This window comes from Embleya sp. NPDC050493 (assembly GCF_044458105.1).
Lineage (GTDB): Bacteria > Actinomycetota > Actinomycetes > Streptomycetales > Streptomycetaceae > Embleya.
The window spans coordinates 1-17,922 of the sequence record NZ_JBITHP010000053.1 but is presented as its reverse complement, the minus strand read 5'-3'; the positions used below and the strand labels follow the sequence as shown (position 1 = coordinate 17,922).

The 17,922-nt window shown below is 71.7% G+C and carries 10 protein-coding genes; 7 read left to right on the top strand and 3 right to left on the bottom strand.

Annotated features, from left to right (window positions below; translation table 11 throughout):
• Positions 1–58: 58 nt before the first annotated feature.
• Entirely contained in the window at positions 59–1,417 is a 1,359-nt protein-coding gene (locus ACIBM5_RS45800; protein WP_396012641.1) for an aminotransferase class V-fold PLP-dependent enzyme, read from the bottom strand.
• Positions 1,418–1,964: 547 nt separating this feature from the next.
• Between ACIBM5_RS45800 and ACIBM5_RS45795 the strand changes: the two genes are divergently transcribed.
• Positions 1,965–3,212 carry a sensor histidine kinase gene (locus tag ACIBM5_RS45795; protein WP_396012640.1) on the top strand — a complete coding sequence of 416 codons (1,248 nt, stop codon included), beginning with the start codon at positions 1,965–1,967 and terminating at the stop codon, positions 3,210–3,212.
• A gap of 70 nt (positions 3,213–3,282) precedes the next feature.
• Here the strand turns inward: ACIBM5_RS45795 and ACIBM5_RS45790 are convergent, their stop codons facing one another.
• Complete coding sequence (locus tag ACIBM5_RS45790; protein ID WP_396012639.1) at positions 3,283–5,421, bottom strand: PQQ-binding-like beta-propeller repeat protein; 2,139 nt, start codon at positions 5,419–5,421, stop codon at positions 3,283–3,285.
• Between the two features lie 886 nt (positions 5,422–6,307).
• On the opposite strand from ACIBM5_RS45790, the gene ACIBM5_RS45785 reads away from it, so the two are divergent.
• Complete coding sequence (locus ACIBM5_RS45785; RefSeq protein WP_396012638.1) at positions 6,308–7,984, top strand: FAD-binding dehydrogenase; 1,677 nt, start codon at positions 6,308–6,310, stop codon at positions 7,982–7,984.
• A 171-nt stretch (positions 7,985–8,155) separates the two neighbouring features.
• Here the strand turns inward: ACIBM5_RS45785 and ACIBM5_RS45780 are convergent, their stop codons facing one another.
• Complete coding sequence (locus tag ACIBM5_RS45780; RefSeq protein ID WP_396012637.1) at positions 8,156–8,902, bottom strand: TetR-like C-terminal domain-containing protein; 747 nt, start codon at positions 8,900–8,902, stop codon at positions 8,156–8,158.
• A gap of 413 nt (positions 8,903–9,315) precedes the next feature.
• Here ACIBM5_RS45780 and ACIBM5_RS45775 point away from each other — a divergent pair, with 413 nt between their 5' ends.
• The 5 genes from ACIBM5_RS45775 to ACIBM5_RS45755 all read left to right on the top strand — a co-directional run.
• Complete coding sequence (locus ACIBM5_RS45775) at positions 9,316–9,489, top strand: hypothetical protein (RefSeq protein WP_396012636.1); 174 nt, start codon at positions 9,316–9,318, stop codon at positions 9,487–9,489.
• Positions 9,490–11,164: 1,675 nt separating this feature from the next.
• Positions 11,165–11,968 (top strand): peptidoglycan-binding protein, encoded by an 804-nt coding sequence (locus tag ACIBM5_RS45770; RefSeq protein ID WP_396012635.1) that lies wholly within the window; start codon positions 11,165–11,167, stop codon positions 11,966–11,968.
• A 1,958-nt stretch (positions 11,969–13,926) separates the two neighbouring features.
• Complete coding sequence (locus ACIBM5_RS45765) at positions 13,927–14,913, top strand: aldo/keto reductase (protein ID WP_396012634.1); 987 nt, start codon at positions 13,927–13,929, stop codon at positions 14,911–14,913.
• Between the two features lie 1,125 nt (positions 14,914–16,038).
• Entirely contained in the window at positions 16,039–17,532 is a 1,494-nt protein-coding gene (locus tag ACIBM5_RS45760; RefSeq protein WP_391583790.1) for an amidohydrolase family protein, read from the top strand.
• A 279-nt stretch (positions 17,533–17,811) separates the two neighbouring features.
• Positions 17,812–17,922: transposase (locus tag ACIBM5_RS45755; protein WP_396012650.1), on the top strand; the 111-nt coding region annotated here is incomplete at its 3' end.

Genomic DNA, 17,922 nt, shown 5'->3' with positions numbered 1-17,922 from the left:
GCACCACCGCCGCACCGCCCTCACGCACGTCCCGCGTCCGGAGGTCGCCGATCCGGCCTCACACCGCCGGTTCGACCGCTTCGGTTCGGGTGTGCGGGTCGGCGGCGGTGTGGGTTCGGCGTGGCGCGGCGGCGGCCAGGGCGGTGACTCGGTCGTGCGCCGGGTCGACGTGGGCGTCGCAGTCCGGGCCGAGCAGGGTGCTGCGCAGGATGTGGGTGTCGTTGCGGTCGGCGACCGCGCGCGGGTGTCGGCCCAGGAAGTCCAGGACGCGCACGTGCAGCGTGCTCAGGTACACCGGGTGTTCGGTCCCGGGCGGATCGGCGTGCACGATGTGCCGGCTGGAGCCGGCCACGGACGACATGCGGGGGCGGGGTTCGCCGGTGAGGGCCAGGTAGGTGAGGATGTCCAGTTCGGGTTCCTGGTACAGCATCAACTCCGGCTCGCCGTCGATCAGGTCGCGCCAGCGGCGGGTGCTGCGGAGGCGACCGGCGAGCACCTCGCCCAGGCCCTCGGGGGTCGGCGGCAGGGCGCGCAGGGTCAGCCACAGGGCCGCCGCGGTGGTGCCGAGAGGGGCCTGGTCGACGCGCGTTTCCTCGCCGGGGCCGTCGGCGGCGCCGAACAACAGCACGCCGCACGCATGCGGGTGCAGGCCACGGCGGTACGGGTCCACGGCCACCGAGTCGCAGTCGGCGATGGCGCGAAGGTGCCGGGCGGTGGGGGTGTCGCGCAGTTCGTCCGCGTCGGCCAGCAGGGTGAAGAACCCGCCGTGGGTGGCGTCCACGTGTACCCGCACGTCGCGTTCGCGGCACAACGGCAGGATGTCGGCGATGGGGTCGACCGCGCCGAGCGTGCCGGTGCCGGCGCCGACCACGACCGTACCGATACGTTCCTTGGCCAGTTGCGTCGCGAGGGCGTCGAGGTCGATCCGGCCGGCCGAGTCGATCCGGACGGAGTGGGCCCGCACGCGCAGCGCGTCGCACATGCGTTCGTGCGCGGGGAAGCCGTCGGCGCCGTGTGCGATGCCGCCCTCGGGGTGGGCCTCACGGGCCACCCGCAGGGCCTCCAGGTTGGCGATGGCACCGCCCGAGGTGAGGTGTCCGTAGGTGGTGGGCAGCCCGAACATCGCCGCGAGCTCGGCGACGACCTCCTCCGCCAACCCGTCCGAGCCCGGATCGCCGTCGCCCTCCCGCCCCTCGGGCTCCACCAGCGTGGCGGCGAGCCGGCCGACGAGCGCCGCCCGATGCGGCGGCTCGACCGGGTGTTCGACGCCGGCCGGGTGCGGGGAGGGCCGCCCGCCGCGCAGCCGCGCGGCCAGGGCCGCCAGGTGCGGCTCGCCGCGATCCCCGTCGCCGGCCTGCGCGTCGGCCCACGCGGACCAGGTGTCGAATGCCTCGGTCAGCCGGCGACGGGTGTCCATGGTGTCCCTCCGGATGCGACGGTTGACGAATGCCCCGCGGCTCGACACCCTCGACCCCGGGCCCGGTGTCCGCGCCGAGGACGCCTCGTGCGGGATCGGTTCGAGCGGGACGTGGGCGGCCTTACCATCAGGACAAAACCGGATAATCAGACTTCCCGACCGACTCTCGATCATGCACACCCCCGCCCCGGATGGCCGCCGCCCGAGGCCCCTGCCACACCCGAGACGCCACCTGCGCCCGAGCACGGACGAGTCGGCAGCGGCGTCAGCGGGGCGGGGGCCGGCAGCGGCAGCGAACGAGGCGACACCCGGTACCTCGGTCCCGAGGCAGGGGCGTGAAGCAGGACTCGAGTCCGGGGTCGAGATCGTCGGTGGGGTGGTCCGGCGCGCTCTCCGGATGCGATGGAATGGAGGGCGACTCCATTCCCGCGAGAACGGTTCGTCCCGAACGCGCGGCCGACCCGGCACGCCGGCCGGCGCCGCGCGTCGACCATCGACAAGCCCCGTCGACCACCCACCACCGACCACCAGCTAAGGAGACCCGAGAATGGGGTCCGACCACGCTCCGGCGGCCTCGGCATCACCCGGCAAGGTCATCACCCTGCGCCCGAGCGCGGGGACGTACACCCGGCTGCGGCGCACGATCGTGGACCATTCCGCGTACCGCAACGACCTGCTGCTCGTGCTCGCCTCCATCGTCATGGACTCGCTCGCCTTCGTCACGACCGCCGAGTTCGACTCGGCGGACGCGACCACGACGGTGCTCGGGTTCCTGCTGACGGTCCTGGGCGCCGCGGTCCTGATCGTGCGTCGCCGGTATCCGATGCAGGTGCTGACCGCCGTGGTGCTGGCCCAGGCGGCCTTCGTGCTGTGCACCGACGCGGCCACGCGCAGCTTCGGCTGCGCGCTGATGGTCGCGCTGTACACGGTGGCCCGATACCGCCGACCTCTGGAAACCGGCATCGCCGGGTGCCTGGCGGTGGCGGCTCAGCTGCTGCGGGTGGTTCCCGGCGCCGGAGAGTCGTTCGCCGAGGCGGCCGCCTCCGGCCTCGGCGGATCCGTCCTGGTGATCGTCGTCGGCGTCGGCACCGCCAAGTGGCAGCAGCAACTGGCCATCAACCGGCAGTTGCGCGCGGATCGGGCGGTGACCGAGGAGCGCCGCCGGATCGCCCGCGAGTTGCACGACATCGTGGCGCACCACATCACCACGATGTACCTGATGTCGGGAGGCGCCCGGGCAACCCTGGACCGCGATCCGCAGACGGCCCGCGAGGCGCTGTTCACGCTGGAGGCGTCCGGACGCACCGCGCTGAGCGAGATGCGCCAGTTGCTGGGCGTGCTGCGCAGCACCGAAGGGCCCGAGGACGCGCCCTCCGAACCCCAACCGGGGATGCCCGAGATCCACCGGCTGATCACCGAGTCCCGCGCGGCCGGCCTGCCGATCGAGTACGAGGAGATCGGCGAGCGCCGGTCGTTGTCGCCCGCGACCGGGCTGACCCTGTACCGGATCGTGCAGGAGGCGCTCACCAACACGCGCAAGCACTCGGGCGCCGCGCGGGCGTCCGTACGGGTGCGGCATCTGCCCGATCGGGTCGTGCTGGAGGTGCTCGACGACGGCGCAGGCGGCTCGGCGGCGCCCAGCGGCATCGCCGGCAGCGGCTACGGCCTGATGGGCATGCGCGAGCGGGTGACCCTGCACGGCGGCACCCTGGAGGCCGGACACCGCCCCGAAGGCGGATTCCGCGTGGTCGCCGACGTGCCCCTGCCGCCGAACGAACCCGCCTGGACCGGCTGACTCCGGGCCCCGGCCCGATCCCGCCCACCAGAGCCCACAACCGGGCCGCCGCGCGGGGCGGTCGACACGCTCACGGACCCTCACCCGTCTTCGCGTCGAGCGCGTACAACGCGCCGTCCGCCGTCGCCGCGTACACCATGCGGTCGGCCACCACCGGCGCGGTCTTGATCGCGCCGGTGGTGGTCCGGGTCCACCGGACGGCACCGGTGCCGGCGTCCAGTGCGTACAGATTGCGGTCGTCGCTGCCGGCGTGGACGAGGCCGTCGGACACCGCCAGGGGCGCGCGGACCGGGCCGCCCGGGGTCGTGCTCCAGCGCTCCGCCCCGGTTCGGGCATCCAGCGCGATGATCGTGCCCTCCACGGAAGCGACGTACAACATGCGGTTGTTCGGGGTCAGTCCGGTAACGGTCCTGGTCCCGAGCGCATACTCCCAGGACCTTTTTCCCGTGGACGTGTCGAAGGCGCGCAGCACCTCGGGCACATCCGGATCGACACCCGCGTGATAGACGGTGTAGTCGGCGAACGCCACGTGGGCCCACGGGATTCCGGTCGTGTCGGCGGCCCACTCCGGCTCGCCGGTCAGGTGGTGGATCGCATACAGCTGGGGTTTGCCCGAGACGGCGCGGCCGGTGCAGTACAACCGCCCGTCGGCGACCACGGGAGCCCACGGGCCCCCGCCGCCCGGATCGAACGTCCATACCTTGGCGCCGGTCTGCGCGTCGAGGCCGTACAGGCGACCGTCCCAACCGGCCGCGACCACGATGCCCTTCCAGGTCGCGAGCGGGTCGTTCACCGCGTTGTTCGTGGCGAACTCCCATTGTTTGCTGCCGGTGCCGGCGTCGAACGCGTAGACCAACCCGCTGTCGCGACCGCCGACATAGAGCACGCCACCGGTGGCGATGGGGGTACCGAGCACCTCGCCGGTCGGGTACTCCCAGCGCTTGACGCCGGTCGCCGCGTCGAGCGTGTACAGCTTGTCGAGGTGACCGATCACGTGCACCAGGCCGCCGGCGACCAGTGGCCGCTCCAGCAGGCCGTCCGCCTCGAAGGACCAACGTTGCCTGCCGGTGGCGGTGTCGACCGCGTACACGTGGCGGTCGTCGCTCGTGATGTACGCGGTGCCCGCGACGATCGTGGGTGTGGTGTTGATCGCCTCCCGCGCGGCGAATCGCCATCCGACCCGCTCGGGCGTGGCCGCCGGCGGTCCGGACGGGGCATTGGTGGTCGGTTTACCGGAGTTGCCGGCTCGGGCCGATTCCCCGCTCCCGGTGCCGACACCGGCGCCGCGGTTGTACAGGCTCAGGCCCACCCCGGCGGCCACGACGCCGAGGCCGCCGAGGAGCAGGCCGCGGCGAGCGATCTGCGGCCGAGCACCGCGGTCGAGCACGACGGTGTCCGTGCCCTCGGCGAACGGCCGCAGCAGACGCGCCACTTCGGCGGCATCGCGCGGTCGGTCGGCCGGTTTCTTGGCCAGCATGCGCAGCACCACGGCGTCGAGCCCCGCCGGGACCTCCGGGCGCCGCCGACTCGGCGGCTCGGGCGCCGTGCGCAGGTGGGCGTACATCAGCGCCACCGGCTCACTCGTACCGAACGGCTTTTCCCCGGTGAGGAGTTCGTGCAGCACCCAACCGAGCGAGTACAGGTCGCCGCGGACGTCGCCGGAGGTGCCGCGCATGCGCTCGGGCGGCATGTAGCCGAGCGTACCGATCAATCGGGTCGATTCCCGGGTCGCGGCGGCGTAGCGAGCGATGCCGAAGTCGAGCACCTTGACCGTGCCTTCGGGGGTGAGCATCAGGTTGGCGGGCTTGAGATCGCGGTGCACGATGCCGGCCCGGTGCGCGGCGTGCAGCGCAACGGCGGCCTGTGCCACCCGGTCGGCGGCGAGCGGGACCGGCGGCGGGCCGTCCTCGCGCAACACCCGCGCCAGGTCCCGGCCTTCGACGTGCTCCATGACGAGGTAGAGCGTGCCGTCGGCGGCGTCCCGTCCGACGTCGTGGACGATGACGATGCCGGGATGGTCGACGCCACCTGCGGTGCGGGCCTCGCGCAGGAACAGTGCGGTGTCACCGTCGTCCGCACCGGTGCGCAGCAGTTTGACCGCGACCCGACGGTCGATCGTCAGATCACGGGCGGCCCACACCTCGCCCATGCCGCCGCGGCCGAGCAGTGCGGTCAGTTCGTAGCGCTCGGCCAGGATCCGAACCGTCATCTCCTGGTCTCCCCCGTCCCGTTCCCGATCCTCCGACCGGGATCCGGGATTCGGGCCGCATCCTACGGCGACGCACCGGCGACGAAGGCGCGCAGGTCGGCGGGGTGGGTGCGCGGGTGGCGCGCCGGCGGTGGGGTGGGTGGCGCGGGTGGCGGTGCCGGTGGGGTGCGTGCCGCGAGTGGCGCGCCGGCGGTGGGGTGGGCGCCGCCAGTGACGCCGCCGGTGGGATGGGTACCGCAGGTGACGCCGGCGGTGGGATGGGTACCGCGAGTGACGCCGCCGGCGGGGTGGGTACCACGAGTGACGCCGGCGGTGGGATGGGCACCGCAGGTGGCGCCGGTGGTGGGATGGGTACCGCGAGTGACGCCGGCGGCGGGATGGGCGCCGCAGGTGGCGCCGGCGGCGGGATGGGCGCCGCAGGTGGCGCCGGCGGTGGGATGGGTACCACAGGTGGCGCCGGTGGTGGGATGGGTACCGCGAGTGGCGCCGGCGGTGGGATGGGTACCACAGGTGGCGCCGGTGGTGGGATGGGTACCGCGAGTGGCGCCGGCGGCGGGATGGGTACCACAGGTGGCGCCGGCGGCGGGATGGGTACCGCGAGTGGCGCCGGCGGCGGGATGGGCGCCGCAGGTGGCGCCGGCGGCGGGATGGGTACCGCGAGTGGCGCCGGCGGCGGGGTGGGCGCCGCAGGTGACGCGGCCGGTGGGGTGGGTGCCGCGAGTGGCGGCGCGGGTGCCGCGGGTGAATGCCGATGCGAGTGCCGGCGGCGCGGGGGTGCCGTCGGTGTGTGTCGCGCGCCGGTACCCTCCTGTGGATCTCGGCGTGTGCGCGAGCGCGCCGGGTGACCTGCTCGCCCGCATCCGACCCGACCCAGGGAGAACGCACAGTGGACGCTGACGTCATCGTCGTCGGGGCCGGACTCGCCGGCCTGGTGGCCACCCACGAACTCACCGCGCTGGGGCGCAAGGTCGCGCTGGTCGACCAGGAGAGCCCGGCGAACCTGGGCGGGCAGGCATTCTGGTCGTTCGGCGGGCTGTTCCTGGTCGACTCGCCCGAACAGCGCCGGCTGGGCGTGAAGGACTCCTTCGAACTGGCCTGGAGCGACTGGCGCGGCAGCGCCGGGTTCGACCGGCTCGACGACGAGGACTCGTGGGCGGTGCGCTGGGCCCGCGCCTACGTCGAGTTCGCCGCCGGCGAGAAGCGCTCGTGGCTGGCCGGCCACGGCATGCGCTTCCTGCCCACGGTCGGCTGGGCCGAACGCGGCAATCTGCGCGCCGACGGGCACGGCAACTCGGTACCCCGCTTCCACGTCGCGTGGGGCACCGGCCCCGGCGTGCTGGAGCCCTTCGTCCGGTCGGCCCGCCGGGCCGCCGCCGACGGACTGCTCACCTTCCACCACCGGCACCGGGTGGACGAGTTGATCGTCGAGGACGGCGCCGCCCGCGGTATCCGCGGCCGGGTCCTGGCCCCGGACTCCGCCCGCAGGGGCGCGCCGAGCAACCGGGACGAGGTCCGCGACTTCGAACTCACCGCGCAGGCACTCGTCCTGACCACCGGCGGGATCGGCGCCGACCACGACCTGATCCGCCGATACTGGCCCGCCCGGCTGGGCACCGCGCCCGCGAACATGGTCACCGGCGTACCCGCGTACGTGGACGGGCGCATGCTCGACATCGGCGCCGCGGCCGGTGTCCGGGTGGTCAACCGCGACCGGATGTGGCACTACACCGAGGGCCTGCGCAACTGGGACCCGATCTGGCCCGGCCACGGCATCCGGATCCTGCCCGGCCCGTCCTCGATGTGGTTCGACGCGCTCGGACGCCGGCTGCCCGCACCGTGCCTGCCCGGCTACGACACCCTGGCCACGCTTCGACACCTGCGCACCACCGAGGACCTCGCGGGTCACGACCACTCCTGGTTCATCCTCACCCAGCGGATCATCGAAAAGGAGTTCGCGCTCTCCGGTTCCGAACAGAACCCCGACATCACCGCCAAGGACCGGGTCGGCTTCCTGCGCACCCGCCTGATCGGCAAGGGCGCACCGGCTCCCGTGGAGGCCTTCAAGCGGCACGGCGCGGACTTCGTCGTCGCCGACACCCTGGACGAACTCGTCGCCGGCATGAACCGCTCGACCCCCGAGCCACTCCTGGCCCCGGCGCTGATCCGCCGTCAGATCGAGGCCCGCGACCTGCAGATCGCCAACCCGTACGGCAAGGACGCGCAGATCCAGGGCATCCACAACGCCCGCCGCTACCTGGGCGATCGGCTCGGCCGAGCCGCCGCGCCGCACCGCATCCTGGACCCGGCGGCCGGCCCGTTGATCGGTGTCAAGCTGCACATCCTCACCCGCAAGACGCTCGGCGGCATCCAGACCGACCTCGACGCGCGCGCCCTCGGCCTCGACGGACGGCCCATCGAGGGCCTGTACGCGGCGGGCGAGGTGGCCGGCTTCGGTGGCGGCGGCGTACACGGCTACAACGCTCTTGAAGGCACCTTCCTGGGCGGCTGCCTGTTCGGCGGCCGCCTCGCCGGCCGCGCCGCAGCCCGCGCAACCGGCAGCTAGGCCGTTGCCGGCGGACCTTGGTGGTCATCGTCGGACTTTGGCGGGCCATCGTCTGAGGACCTTGGCGGACCATCGTCGGAGGGAGCGCGGCCGGCATCGCCGCCGCGTTCGCACCGCGCCGGCACGGCTTCGCCGGACGCGCCACCGTAGTCGAGGGGGCGGCGAACTCCCTTACGAGAGACCGCCATTGTCGAAGGCGACGGCGGGCGGCGAAAACGCATTCCCGCCCCGGCAGCCGTACAGCGAGCAGCAAATCACCCTGCTGCCCGCCACCCGTATGCCGGCCCTGGCCCCCGAACGCCGGGCCGTCGAACTGGACGACGGGCAGACGCTGTACGCCGATCGGGACCTGCTCGCCACCCGCATGCCCCGCGCACCCTGCCGGTACCCGGCGCCGAACCGGCCGTCGTACTTACCCTCCGCGACGTCCGCGACGCGCGCGACGCCAGGACCGGGTCGGCCGTGTAGGTCTGCCCGAAGCTGCCCTGCCCTGCCCGACCGACCACTCATCGGCCGCGCCACCAGCCTCACCGGTGAATTCACCCGGCGTCCGCCAGGGCGCCTCCCTCCCTGAAGCAGCAGTTGCACCAACTGATCGATCCCCGCTGCATCCGGGAACATCGCGTCCGCACTGAGCAGTCCGGCGAAGTAGCCGATGACCACGTTCCCGACCAGATCGGCCGACGCACCCTTCGCCACTTCGCCGCGCTCCGCGCCGCGCTCGAAAATGGCCTTCAGCACGGCCTGCCGCCGATCGTTCAGCACTCGCAGGACGTCCCTGAACAGCGGGTCACGGCAAGCTTCGCCTATCACCTGGCAGGGCAGGCCGTACGTCTGAGCCGAGCCGTACACCTCGGCGATGTGCGTCAGGAGAGAGTGCAAGTCGCCTCGTAGCGAGCCGATATCGGGGACGGGCACTCGCGCCACCCCGAGTTCCGTGAACCACGCCGCTCGTATATGCGTCGAGACGGTGCGGCGAATCGGGAGCGCATCCTGCTCGACGCCGAGAACGTGTTCGGGACGGGGGCGCGGCCGCCTCCACGGAGGAGGTCGCCCGCCAGGCCCAAGTAAGCATCGCCACCGTGTTCCGGCTTTTCCCCACCAAGCAGGACCCTGATCGAGGCTACCGCCGTGCGATACCTCGAAAAGCTGGAGAACGAGTCCTGGCGATTCGCGGACGAGGACGAGGACGACCCCGGACAGGCGTTCGCATCGTTGGTACGCATCCTGGTGTCGACCGACCCCACCAAATCGACTCTGCTGAAGCTGTTGCCCGACGACCGCGGACTGACCGAGCCGGTCACCGCGGCGGCCCAAAGCTTCCGCGGCGCATGCGGGTGGGGCTCGAACGCGCCCAGGCCGCCGGCGCCGCCCGCCCGGACGCCACCGTCGAGGACGTGTCCATGCTGGTCCGCGCCCTCGCCCACGTAGCGACACCCGGCGAGGGTGAGGCCATCGACCGGGCGGCGGGGATCGTCATCGTCGGCCTCGGCATACACCGCTGAACCCGCCTGCGGCCCGACTGCCCCGACCACCAGCGACTCCCGAGACTTCCGGGCGCTCACGGAGCACCGCTCTCCCTTCGGCGTAGCGCCACCACCGACGCAGTGCTCACGCTCGAGAGCACCGCTCTCGCCCCCCAGAGCGAGCCCACAATCCAACACCCCACCCGCAACCCAGGGCACTGCTCTCGAAACTTCCGGGCGCTCGCCACCCGGAGCACCGCTCTCCCCTCGGTCCAGCACTCACCACCCGGAGCACCGCTCTCCACTCGGCGCGCCGCCCACAACTCGGAGCACCGCTCTCCCTTCGGTGCGGCGCTCACCACCCGGAGCACCGCCCACCCTTGGTGCGGCGCTCACCACCAGAACAACGCTCACACTCGAGAGCACCGCTCCCGCGCCCACACCGAACCCACAAAACCAACACCGCACTCGCAACCCAGAGCACTGCTCTCGAAACTTCCGGGCGCTCACAACTCGGAGCACCGCTCTCCCCTCGGTCCAGCACTCACCACCCGGAGCACCGCTCTCCACTCGATGCGCCGCCCACAACTCGGAGCATCGCTCTCTCTTCGGTGCGGCGCTCACCACCCGAACAGCGCTACACTCGAGAGCACCGCTCCCGCGCTCACACCGAGCCCACAAAACCAACATCGCACTCGCAACCCAGAGCACTGCTCTCGAAACTTCCGGGCGCTCACAACTCGGAGCACCGCTCTCCCTTCGATGCGGCGCTCACCACCAGAACAACGCTCACACTTGAGAGCACCGCTCCCGCGCCCACACAACCAACACCCCGCCCAACATCCCCGAGCACTGCCCCGGCCGCCTTCGGCGCCCACAAAGCGATACGGTGCTCACAACTCGGAGCACTGCTCTCGCTTTTGTGCGACGCTCACCACCAAGGCGGTGCTGACTTTGAGAGCACTGCTCTCGCCACCTCGATGAGGATGTCGCGCGACCTTGGCATGGCACTTCGGGAAGGCGATCGCCCCAAGGTCCCGCACGAGGGCGCGATCGCCCCGAGCGAAGGCTTGGATCCGCGGCTACGCCGAGTGCGTCGCCCCTCCGGCCTCCGAGCCTTCCAGGTACGGGACGTACGCCCGCTGCGGAACCAAACCATGGGAGTGCGCGCTCGGAGCTATGCGGTAGTGCCTTCCGTCCGAGACAGATGGCGAACGTCCTTCGCCTGCGATGTCTTCTTCGCCGCGCTCTCGCGACTGATGGTGCCCGCGCCCCTTTCGGTCCGAGCGACGAGCGACGGGATCGATGGGTCGCACCGAGTGCGCCAGAGCGGGATTTGCCGCTCCTCGCCCGGGACGGACGGAGTCGTGGCCTCGATGTCGATTTCGCCGACCCGGAGGGCTGACGCGACCCAGGAAAGCTTGGCAAGTGCCGCACCACGAGCAGGAGTTCGGAGCATCTGGCAGAGCTGCGGCGGCCCAACGCACACCGAGGCTTGGGCAGAGTGATGCGTATTATGATCTGATTACTTAAAGTTGTCGAACATATACTCGTGGTACACGATGCAGGTCACTGGGTATGCCCCGGTCGACGTCAGTGTGCGCTTCGTGCCGGTTGCGGGGCGTGCCCGAGGTGCGGGTGGGTCCATCGGAACGGGGCCTCTCGCCTCGGCCATCCTGTGTACGTTCCGCCTGGCGCGAAATGGGGGGCGTCCATGGCTACATGGGACGACCTGATCGCACATCTGCAAGCTGTTCCCGAGGGCGTGTACGAGGGCTGGGACGCCCGGAACGGATACGACAACCACACCACGTGGGGTCGGGAGTTCGGCGAGGACGGCGTGCCGTGGTGCGTCATCTTCGACTGGTGCATGTACAACGACGTCGGGCTCGCTCGTATCGTGCCGAAGGTGGACAACGTGTCCGCGTTTGCCGATTGGGCGCGGGTGCGCGGCCAGTGGTCGGAGTATCCGAGTTGGGGGGCGTGGGTCGACTTCGGCAATGGGGCGCACACCGAGATCGTGGTGCGCTTCGACGACGTGCACGTGTACACGAAGGGCGGCAATACGATCCCGACCGGCGGCGACGCGGGCCAGGGCAACGGCGTGTACTCGCACACGTTCCGCCGCACCGACCCGAGGGTTACCGGCTACCTCGCACCCCGCTTTCCCGACGGATGCCCACCGACGGCGGATCCGCACGACCCGCGCGGCAGCGCACCGAGCAGCGGCAGGCCCACGGTTGCCCTCGTGAACGTGATCGACTCGGCCCGGCTCGACCCGCCTGCGGCACAAGGGGCGGCGGCGCACCGCACCGACGTCCTTCTGGTCGAACAGGCGCTTCAGGCCGAGGGATTGCTCGCGTCCGGGCTGGTCGACGGGTCCTACGGCACCGCGACGATCCGGGCGTACGCGGCCTATCAACGTCGTCTGGGCTTCTCCGGTACCGACGCCAACGGCATACCGGGCCAGACCTCCCTGACCCGCCTCGGCAACCAACACGGTTTCCGAGTGCGCTGACCCTCGAACCGTGACGGCCGACGAACGGAAGTGATCTACGAGGGCACGAACCCTGTGGGCCGAGGTGTGTATGAGGCATCGAACCCTGTGGGATCGATCGAACCCGACGGGATCAGGCTCTACGGAATCAGGCTCTGCGGGATCAGACCCTCTGGGATCGAGACGTGTGGGATCGAACGTTGAGGCGATCGGACCGGTTCCGACAACCGAACCCGGTCCGATCGCCACCCCACCTCCCACCGCTCGCCGGCGCCGCCGCTACCGCTACCGCCACCCACCCTCCGATCGCCCCACCGAGGCCCACGCCGCCTGTCGCCCCGGCCGGAGGGAGTGGAACCCACGCGCCGCCGACGCAACCGTGTTCCGGGCCGAGCACGGGTCGGGATGCTCACGCGTGGGTCTCGGTCACGAGTCCTAACACTGGATCGCAGGGCTCTGACTCCCGGTCTACTACCGCATCCCGCTCGTGGGAGGTCTGGATCCGACGAGGTGCCGCGCCGAGGCGCCGCCGACCGCACGCCGCGAAGTCGATGACGCCCGAGGTGCGTTCCGACCGCCCCGACTCCGTCGCCTCGTCTCGGAACGTGCGTGCCTTCGGCGGTTGGCCGCCCGTGGTGTGGAGGACGACTGCCGCCACAACGGGAACTCGATGCGGTGGCGGCACTGTTCGGCGTGCACAGAACTCAAGTGGGTGCACGCGGACTTCCTCGTACGGCACGGCTTCGCCCACGTCGTCGACCGCGACGTGGGGGCGGGGTTGGAGGCGGTCGAGCCGGACTTGCGATACGACACCTCCGCCCGACCATCTCGTCTCGGTGCGTGTATGCCCTCACGGTTGGACCGTGGCGTTGAAGTCGACTGCCGCCACAGCCTCGAAGTGGACGCCGCGGCGGCGCTGTCGGTGGGCACGGAACCGGCCACGGTGCTCGCCGACTTCCTTGCGCGCAGCATGGCTTCGGTCACGTCGTCGACGGCGACGTGGGGACGGCGTTCGACGCGGTCGAGCCGGACTTGCGACGCGACATCCCCGCCCGACTACCTCGTCCCGGTTGGTACGTGCTCCTTCGGTGGTCGGCGCGTGGCGTTGGAGGACGACTGCCGCCACAACCGTGAGGATCGATGCGGCGGTGGCGCTGTCGGCGGGCACGAAACTGGCCACCGCGTGCACCGACTTCCTCGCACACCACGGCCGGCCGCGCTGGCGACGACGGCGACGGCGACGGCGACGGCGACGCGTGGTGGGGTTCGAGGCGGTGGAGCCGGGCTTGCGATACGACGGCGGCCCTCGCCCGATCGGCTCGTCGCGATGCGTGCGTGCGACGGCGGTTGGGCGCTCGTGCTGGAGGGCAGCTGCCGCCACAACGTGGGAGTGGAGGCGGCGGGGACGCTGTCGAAGGCGCGAACTGGCTTTGGTGCACAGCGACTTCATCGCGCGCCATGGCTTCCGGATACGTCGTCGACGGCGACGTGTGGACGGGGTTCGACGCGGTCGAGGCGGACTTGCGATATGGCACTCGGTTGCCCGAGCACCTTGGACGCAACGCGCGGGTCGGCCTCGATCTCGACTCCGACTCGCTTCCCGGCTTCGACAACCCGACGTTCAGCGACCCGGCGCTCGGTGGCCGCGCATTCGACGACTCCTCGTTCGACGACCCGGCCTTCAACGACCCCGTGCTCGCCGAGGCCGACGCCGACGCCGACGCCCCGCATACGTCGAGCACGCGGCGACCATGGCGATGGTGGTGGTGGTTGCCCCTGTCCAGGGGGTGGCCCGCGTACGTATGGCCCCCGGATGCCGGCTGGCCCCCGCGCAACTCCGTGGCCCGTATCCGGATGCCTCGCGGGAGGGGCCGGGCTCATCGGGGCCCGCCGTGTTCGGCGCTTGACCTGGAGCGCGCTCCAGGTTGTTGACTCCCGTTCCAGGCCCGACACGAGGGGCCGAACGGAAGGGAAGACCCATGAAGTACCGCATCATAGGCACCGATCCGGCCACCCGCCGCACCGTGAGCGTGCTCGCTCTCGGCGCGATGCTCTTCGGTACCCGGACGGACGAGAAGACCTCCTTCGCGGTGCTGGACCGCTACGTCGAGGCCGGTGGCACCTTCATCGACACCTCCGACAACTATGCCTTCTGGGAGGACGACGGCGTGGGCGGCCAGAGCGAGGCCCTCCTCGGGCGGTGGCGGCGCAGTCGAGGCGTCGGCGACGAGATCGTGATCGCCACGAAGTTGGGCGCAGCCCCGCTGGCGCCGGGCACCGGCTACCTCGACAACCCCGAGGGCCTGTCCGCGAAGGCGATCCGCGAGGCCGCCGAGCGCAGCCGCGAACGTCTGGGGGTGGACCGGCTCGACCTGCTCTACGCACACATCGAGGACCGGACCGTACCGCTGCGCGAAACCGTCGAGGGCTTCGGTGAGTTGGTACGGGAGGGCACGGTCGGGCTGCTGGGTGTGAGCAACCACGCAATGTGGCGGGTGGAGCGGGCGAGGGCGCTGGCTGCGGCAGCCGAATTGCCCGGCTACGAGGTATTGCAGTATCAGCACAGCCACTTGCGGCCGCGCTACGACATGCCCGACGCGCTGTTCGAGGACGGCAGCCTGGGGCACGCCGGTCCCGATCTGCTGAGTTACCTGCGGGCCGAGCCCGACCTGACCCTGGTCGCCTATTCGCCGCTGCTGGGCGGCGCGTACGGGCGGGCGGACAAGCCGCTGCCGCCGGACTACGACCACCCGGGGACGCCCGCGCGGCTGGCGGTTCTGCGCGAGGTCGCGCAGGAGACCGGAGCCACGGTGAACCAGGTGGTGTTGGCCTGGCAGATGGGCGGGTCGTTCCCGATCATCCCGCTCGCCGGCGCCTCCTCGGTCGAACAACTGGAGGAGAACCTGGCCGCGGTGGACCTGGACCTGACCCGCGACCAACGCACCCGACTGGACGCGGCCCGCTAGGCCGACGGCCCCCGGCACCACCGGCACCGGCACCGGCACCGGCACGGCGACGGGCCCGTCAGCACTGCAACCGCCATCGCCGAAACCGGCATTGCTGCCCCTACCGGAACCACCACCGAACGGGACGGCACCTCCCCACCCGAGCCCGTCGCCATCGCCGGTACCACCGGACCAGTCACCGCCACCGCCGCTGCCGCCACGACCGGACCCGTCACCGCCGCCGCCATCTCCGGCACCGGCACCGGCACCGGCAGTATCGCCGCCACCGGAATCGGAACCGCACAGCCGCCACCGCCCATCGGGCGCGAAAACACCGCGTCACCCGAGCCCGTCGCCTCCCCGGTGCCGAGCGGGCCGAGCGGGCCGAGCGGGCGGGCCGAGCGGGCCGAGCAACCTAGGCTCCGTCCGACTGCGGGGGATCCATGCCGGATCCGTCACCATCGCCACCTCCGAGACCGAAACTGGCACCGTTGCCGCAACCGCCCCACCGGACGCGCCAACGTCTGCCCACCCAGCCCATCGCCACCACCGCCACCGCGCCACCTCCGCCGCGCCACGGCCCCCGGAACCGGCACGGGTACCACCGCTACCGCCCCACCCGACGCGGCAACACCTCCCCACCCCAGCCCGTCACCACCGCCACCGCCACCACCGGCACCGTCACCGCGTCCGCAACCGTCCCCCATCGAACGCGGGTGCGGGTGCCGGCGCCGGTGATGGAGATGGCGGTGGCGACGGTTGGGGTGGGATGGGGTGTGGGTGTCGGTGGTGCGGCGGGGGCGGCGGTGGTGTGACGGGCTGGGGTGGGGAGATGTTGGCGGGTCGGGTGGGGCGGTGGTTGTGGCTGTGGTGCCCGTGCCGGTTCCGGTGGCGGTGGCGGTGGCGCGGCGGAAGTGGCGCGGTGGCGGTGGTGACGGGCTGGAGCGGGGAGGTGTTGCGGCACCCGCACACCAACCACCGCCACCGCCATCACCGGCGCCGCCACCACCCCCACCCCGCCCCCTCATCGACGCCCCTATCGCGGTAGAACCCGTGCCCGGCTGGTCGGTGTGTACGAAGACGTGGGCCGGATTTCAGTCGCTCGGACGGATCCGCCCCGGCGTCGAGTGCCTACTGTGTGGTCCCATGACGCAATCAGCCGCTCTGCCGTCCGGGACCCACGACCTCGTGTTGCGAGGTGGTCGCGTGCTCGACCCCGAAACCGGGTTCGACGCGGTGGCCGATGTGGGGGTGACCGCCGGCGCGATCAGTGCCGTTTCCCGGGAGCCACTGACCGGCCTGCGGACGTTGGACGCGCGCGGGCTGGTGGTCGCTCCGGGCTTCATCGACATGCACAGCCATTCGCACGACGTGGCCGGCCACCGCCTCCAGGCCATGGACGGGGTCACCACCGCGCTCGACCTCGAAGCCGGCCTGTCGCCGGTCGACGAGGGCTACCGGCAGGCCGGCGCCGAGGGCCGACCGCTCAACTACGGCTTCTCCGCGTCCTGGTGCCAGGCCCGGATGACGGCCGTCGGCGGGTTTCCGCACGGCGGAGGCATCGGCGTCGCGCTCGGCCAGCTCGGTGCACCGGCGTGGCAGCGCGAGGCGGACGACCGCCAGGTGGACGAGTTGCTCGAACTGCTGCGCCAGGACCTCGCCGCCGGTGCGCTCGGCATCGGGATCGTGGTCGGCTACGCACCGCGGGTCAAGCCCGAGGAGTACCTCGCCGTCTCGCAGTTGGCCGCCGGCGCAGGCCGCCCGACGTACACGCACGCCCGGAACCTGGTCGAGCAGGACGAGAACACGCTCGTCGACGGCGCCGAGGAAATCGCCCGCGCGGCGGCGGAAACCGGGGTGCATGCACACTTCTGCCACGTCCAGTCCACCTCGCTCCGGCACACCGACCGGGTGATGCGGCTGATGGACACCGTGCGCACCGAAGGCGGGCGGGTCTCCACCGAGGTCTACCCCTACGGCGCCGGGATGACGGCCATCGGCGCGGCCTTCCTCGCCCCCGAGCACCTCGGCTGGGCCGGCATCACGCCCGGCGACATCGTCTACGCCCCCACCGGCGAACGCCCGGCCGACGCCGCGCGGCTGCGCGAGTTGCGCGCGAAGGACCCGGGCGGCCTGGCCATCGTGCACTTCCTGGACGAGACCGACCCGCACGATCGCGCGTTCGTGGACCGGGCCCTACTCAATCCGGGCAGCGTGATCGGCTCCGACGCGATGCCGTTGACCTGGACGAACGGGCCGGCCGACCCGATGGCGTGGCCGCTGCCGCCGAGCGCGATGACCCACCCGCGCACCTCGGGCACCTTCTCGAAGGTGCTGCGCCGCTACGTACGCGAGCAGGGCGCGCTCACCCTCATGGACGCGATCGCGCGCAGCAGCTTCGGGCCCGCGCAGATCCTCCAGGAGAGCGTGCCCGCGATGCGCCGCAAGGGCCGCGTGCAGGCGGGGTGCGATGCCGACCTGATCGTCTTCGATCCCGACACGGTCACCGACCAGGCCACCTACGAACACAGCACGCGCCCGTCCACCGGATACGCGCACGTCCTGGTCGGCGGCGTACCCGTCGTCCAGGACGGCATCCTGTGCCTCGACGCCCTCCCGGGCACCCCGGTCCGCGTCTGACACCCCCGGCCGCGGAGCGCACGGGCAGCCCCGACGGGGCGCAGCCAAACACACGTACGCCCCGCGGCCGGGTCCGTCCGCGCCACGGCTCGGCCGGGGTCGCTCCGTTCGCCCCACGCCCCTGCCCGGATGACTCCGTCGGCTCCGTCGGCTCCGTTCGCTCCGTTCGCTCCGCCTCGCAACACCCCCGAGCTTCGCACCCGACACGGGCCTGAGGTGCCCTTGATCTTCCGGACAGCGACCCACGTAGGGTTGTAGTGAACCGGAAAGAGAAAGCACGTGCCGCAAAGATATGCGCAGCAGTTCAAGGAAGAGGCCGTTCGCATGGTGTTGGACGGTCCTCGCCCGATCATCCACGTCGCGCGCGAGTTGGGGATCAGCGACACCACT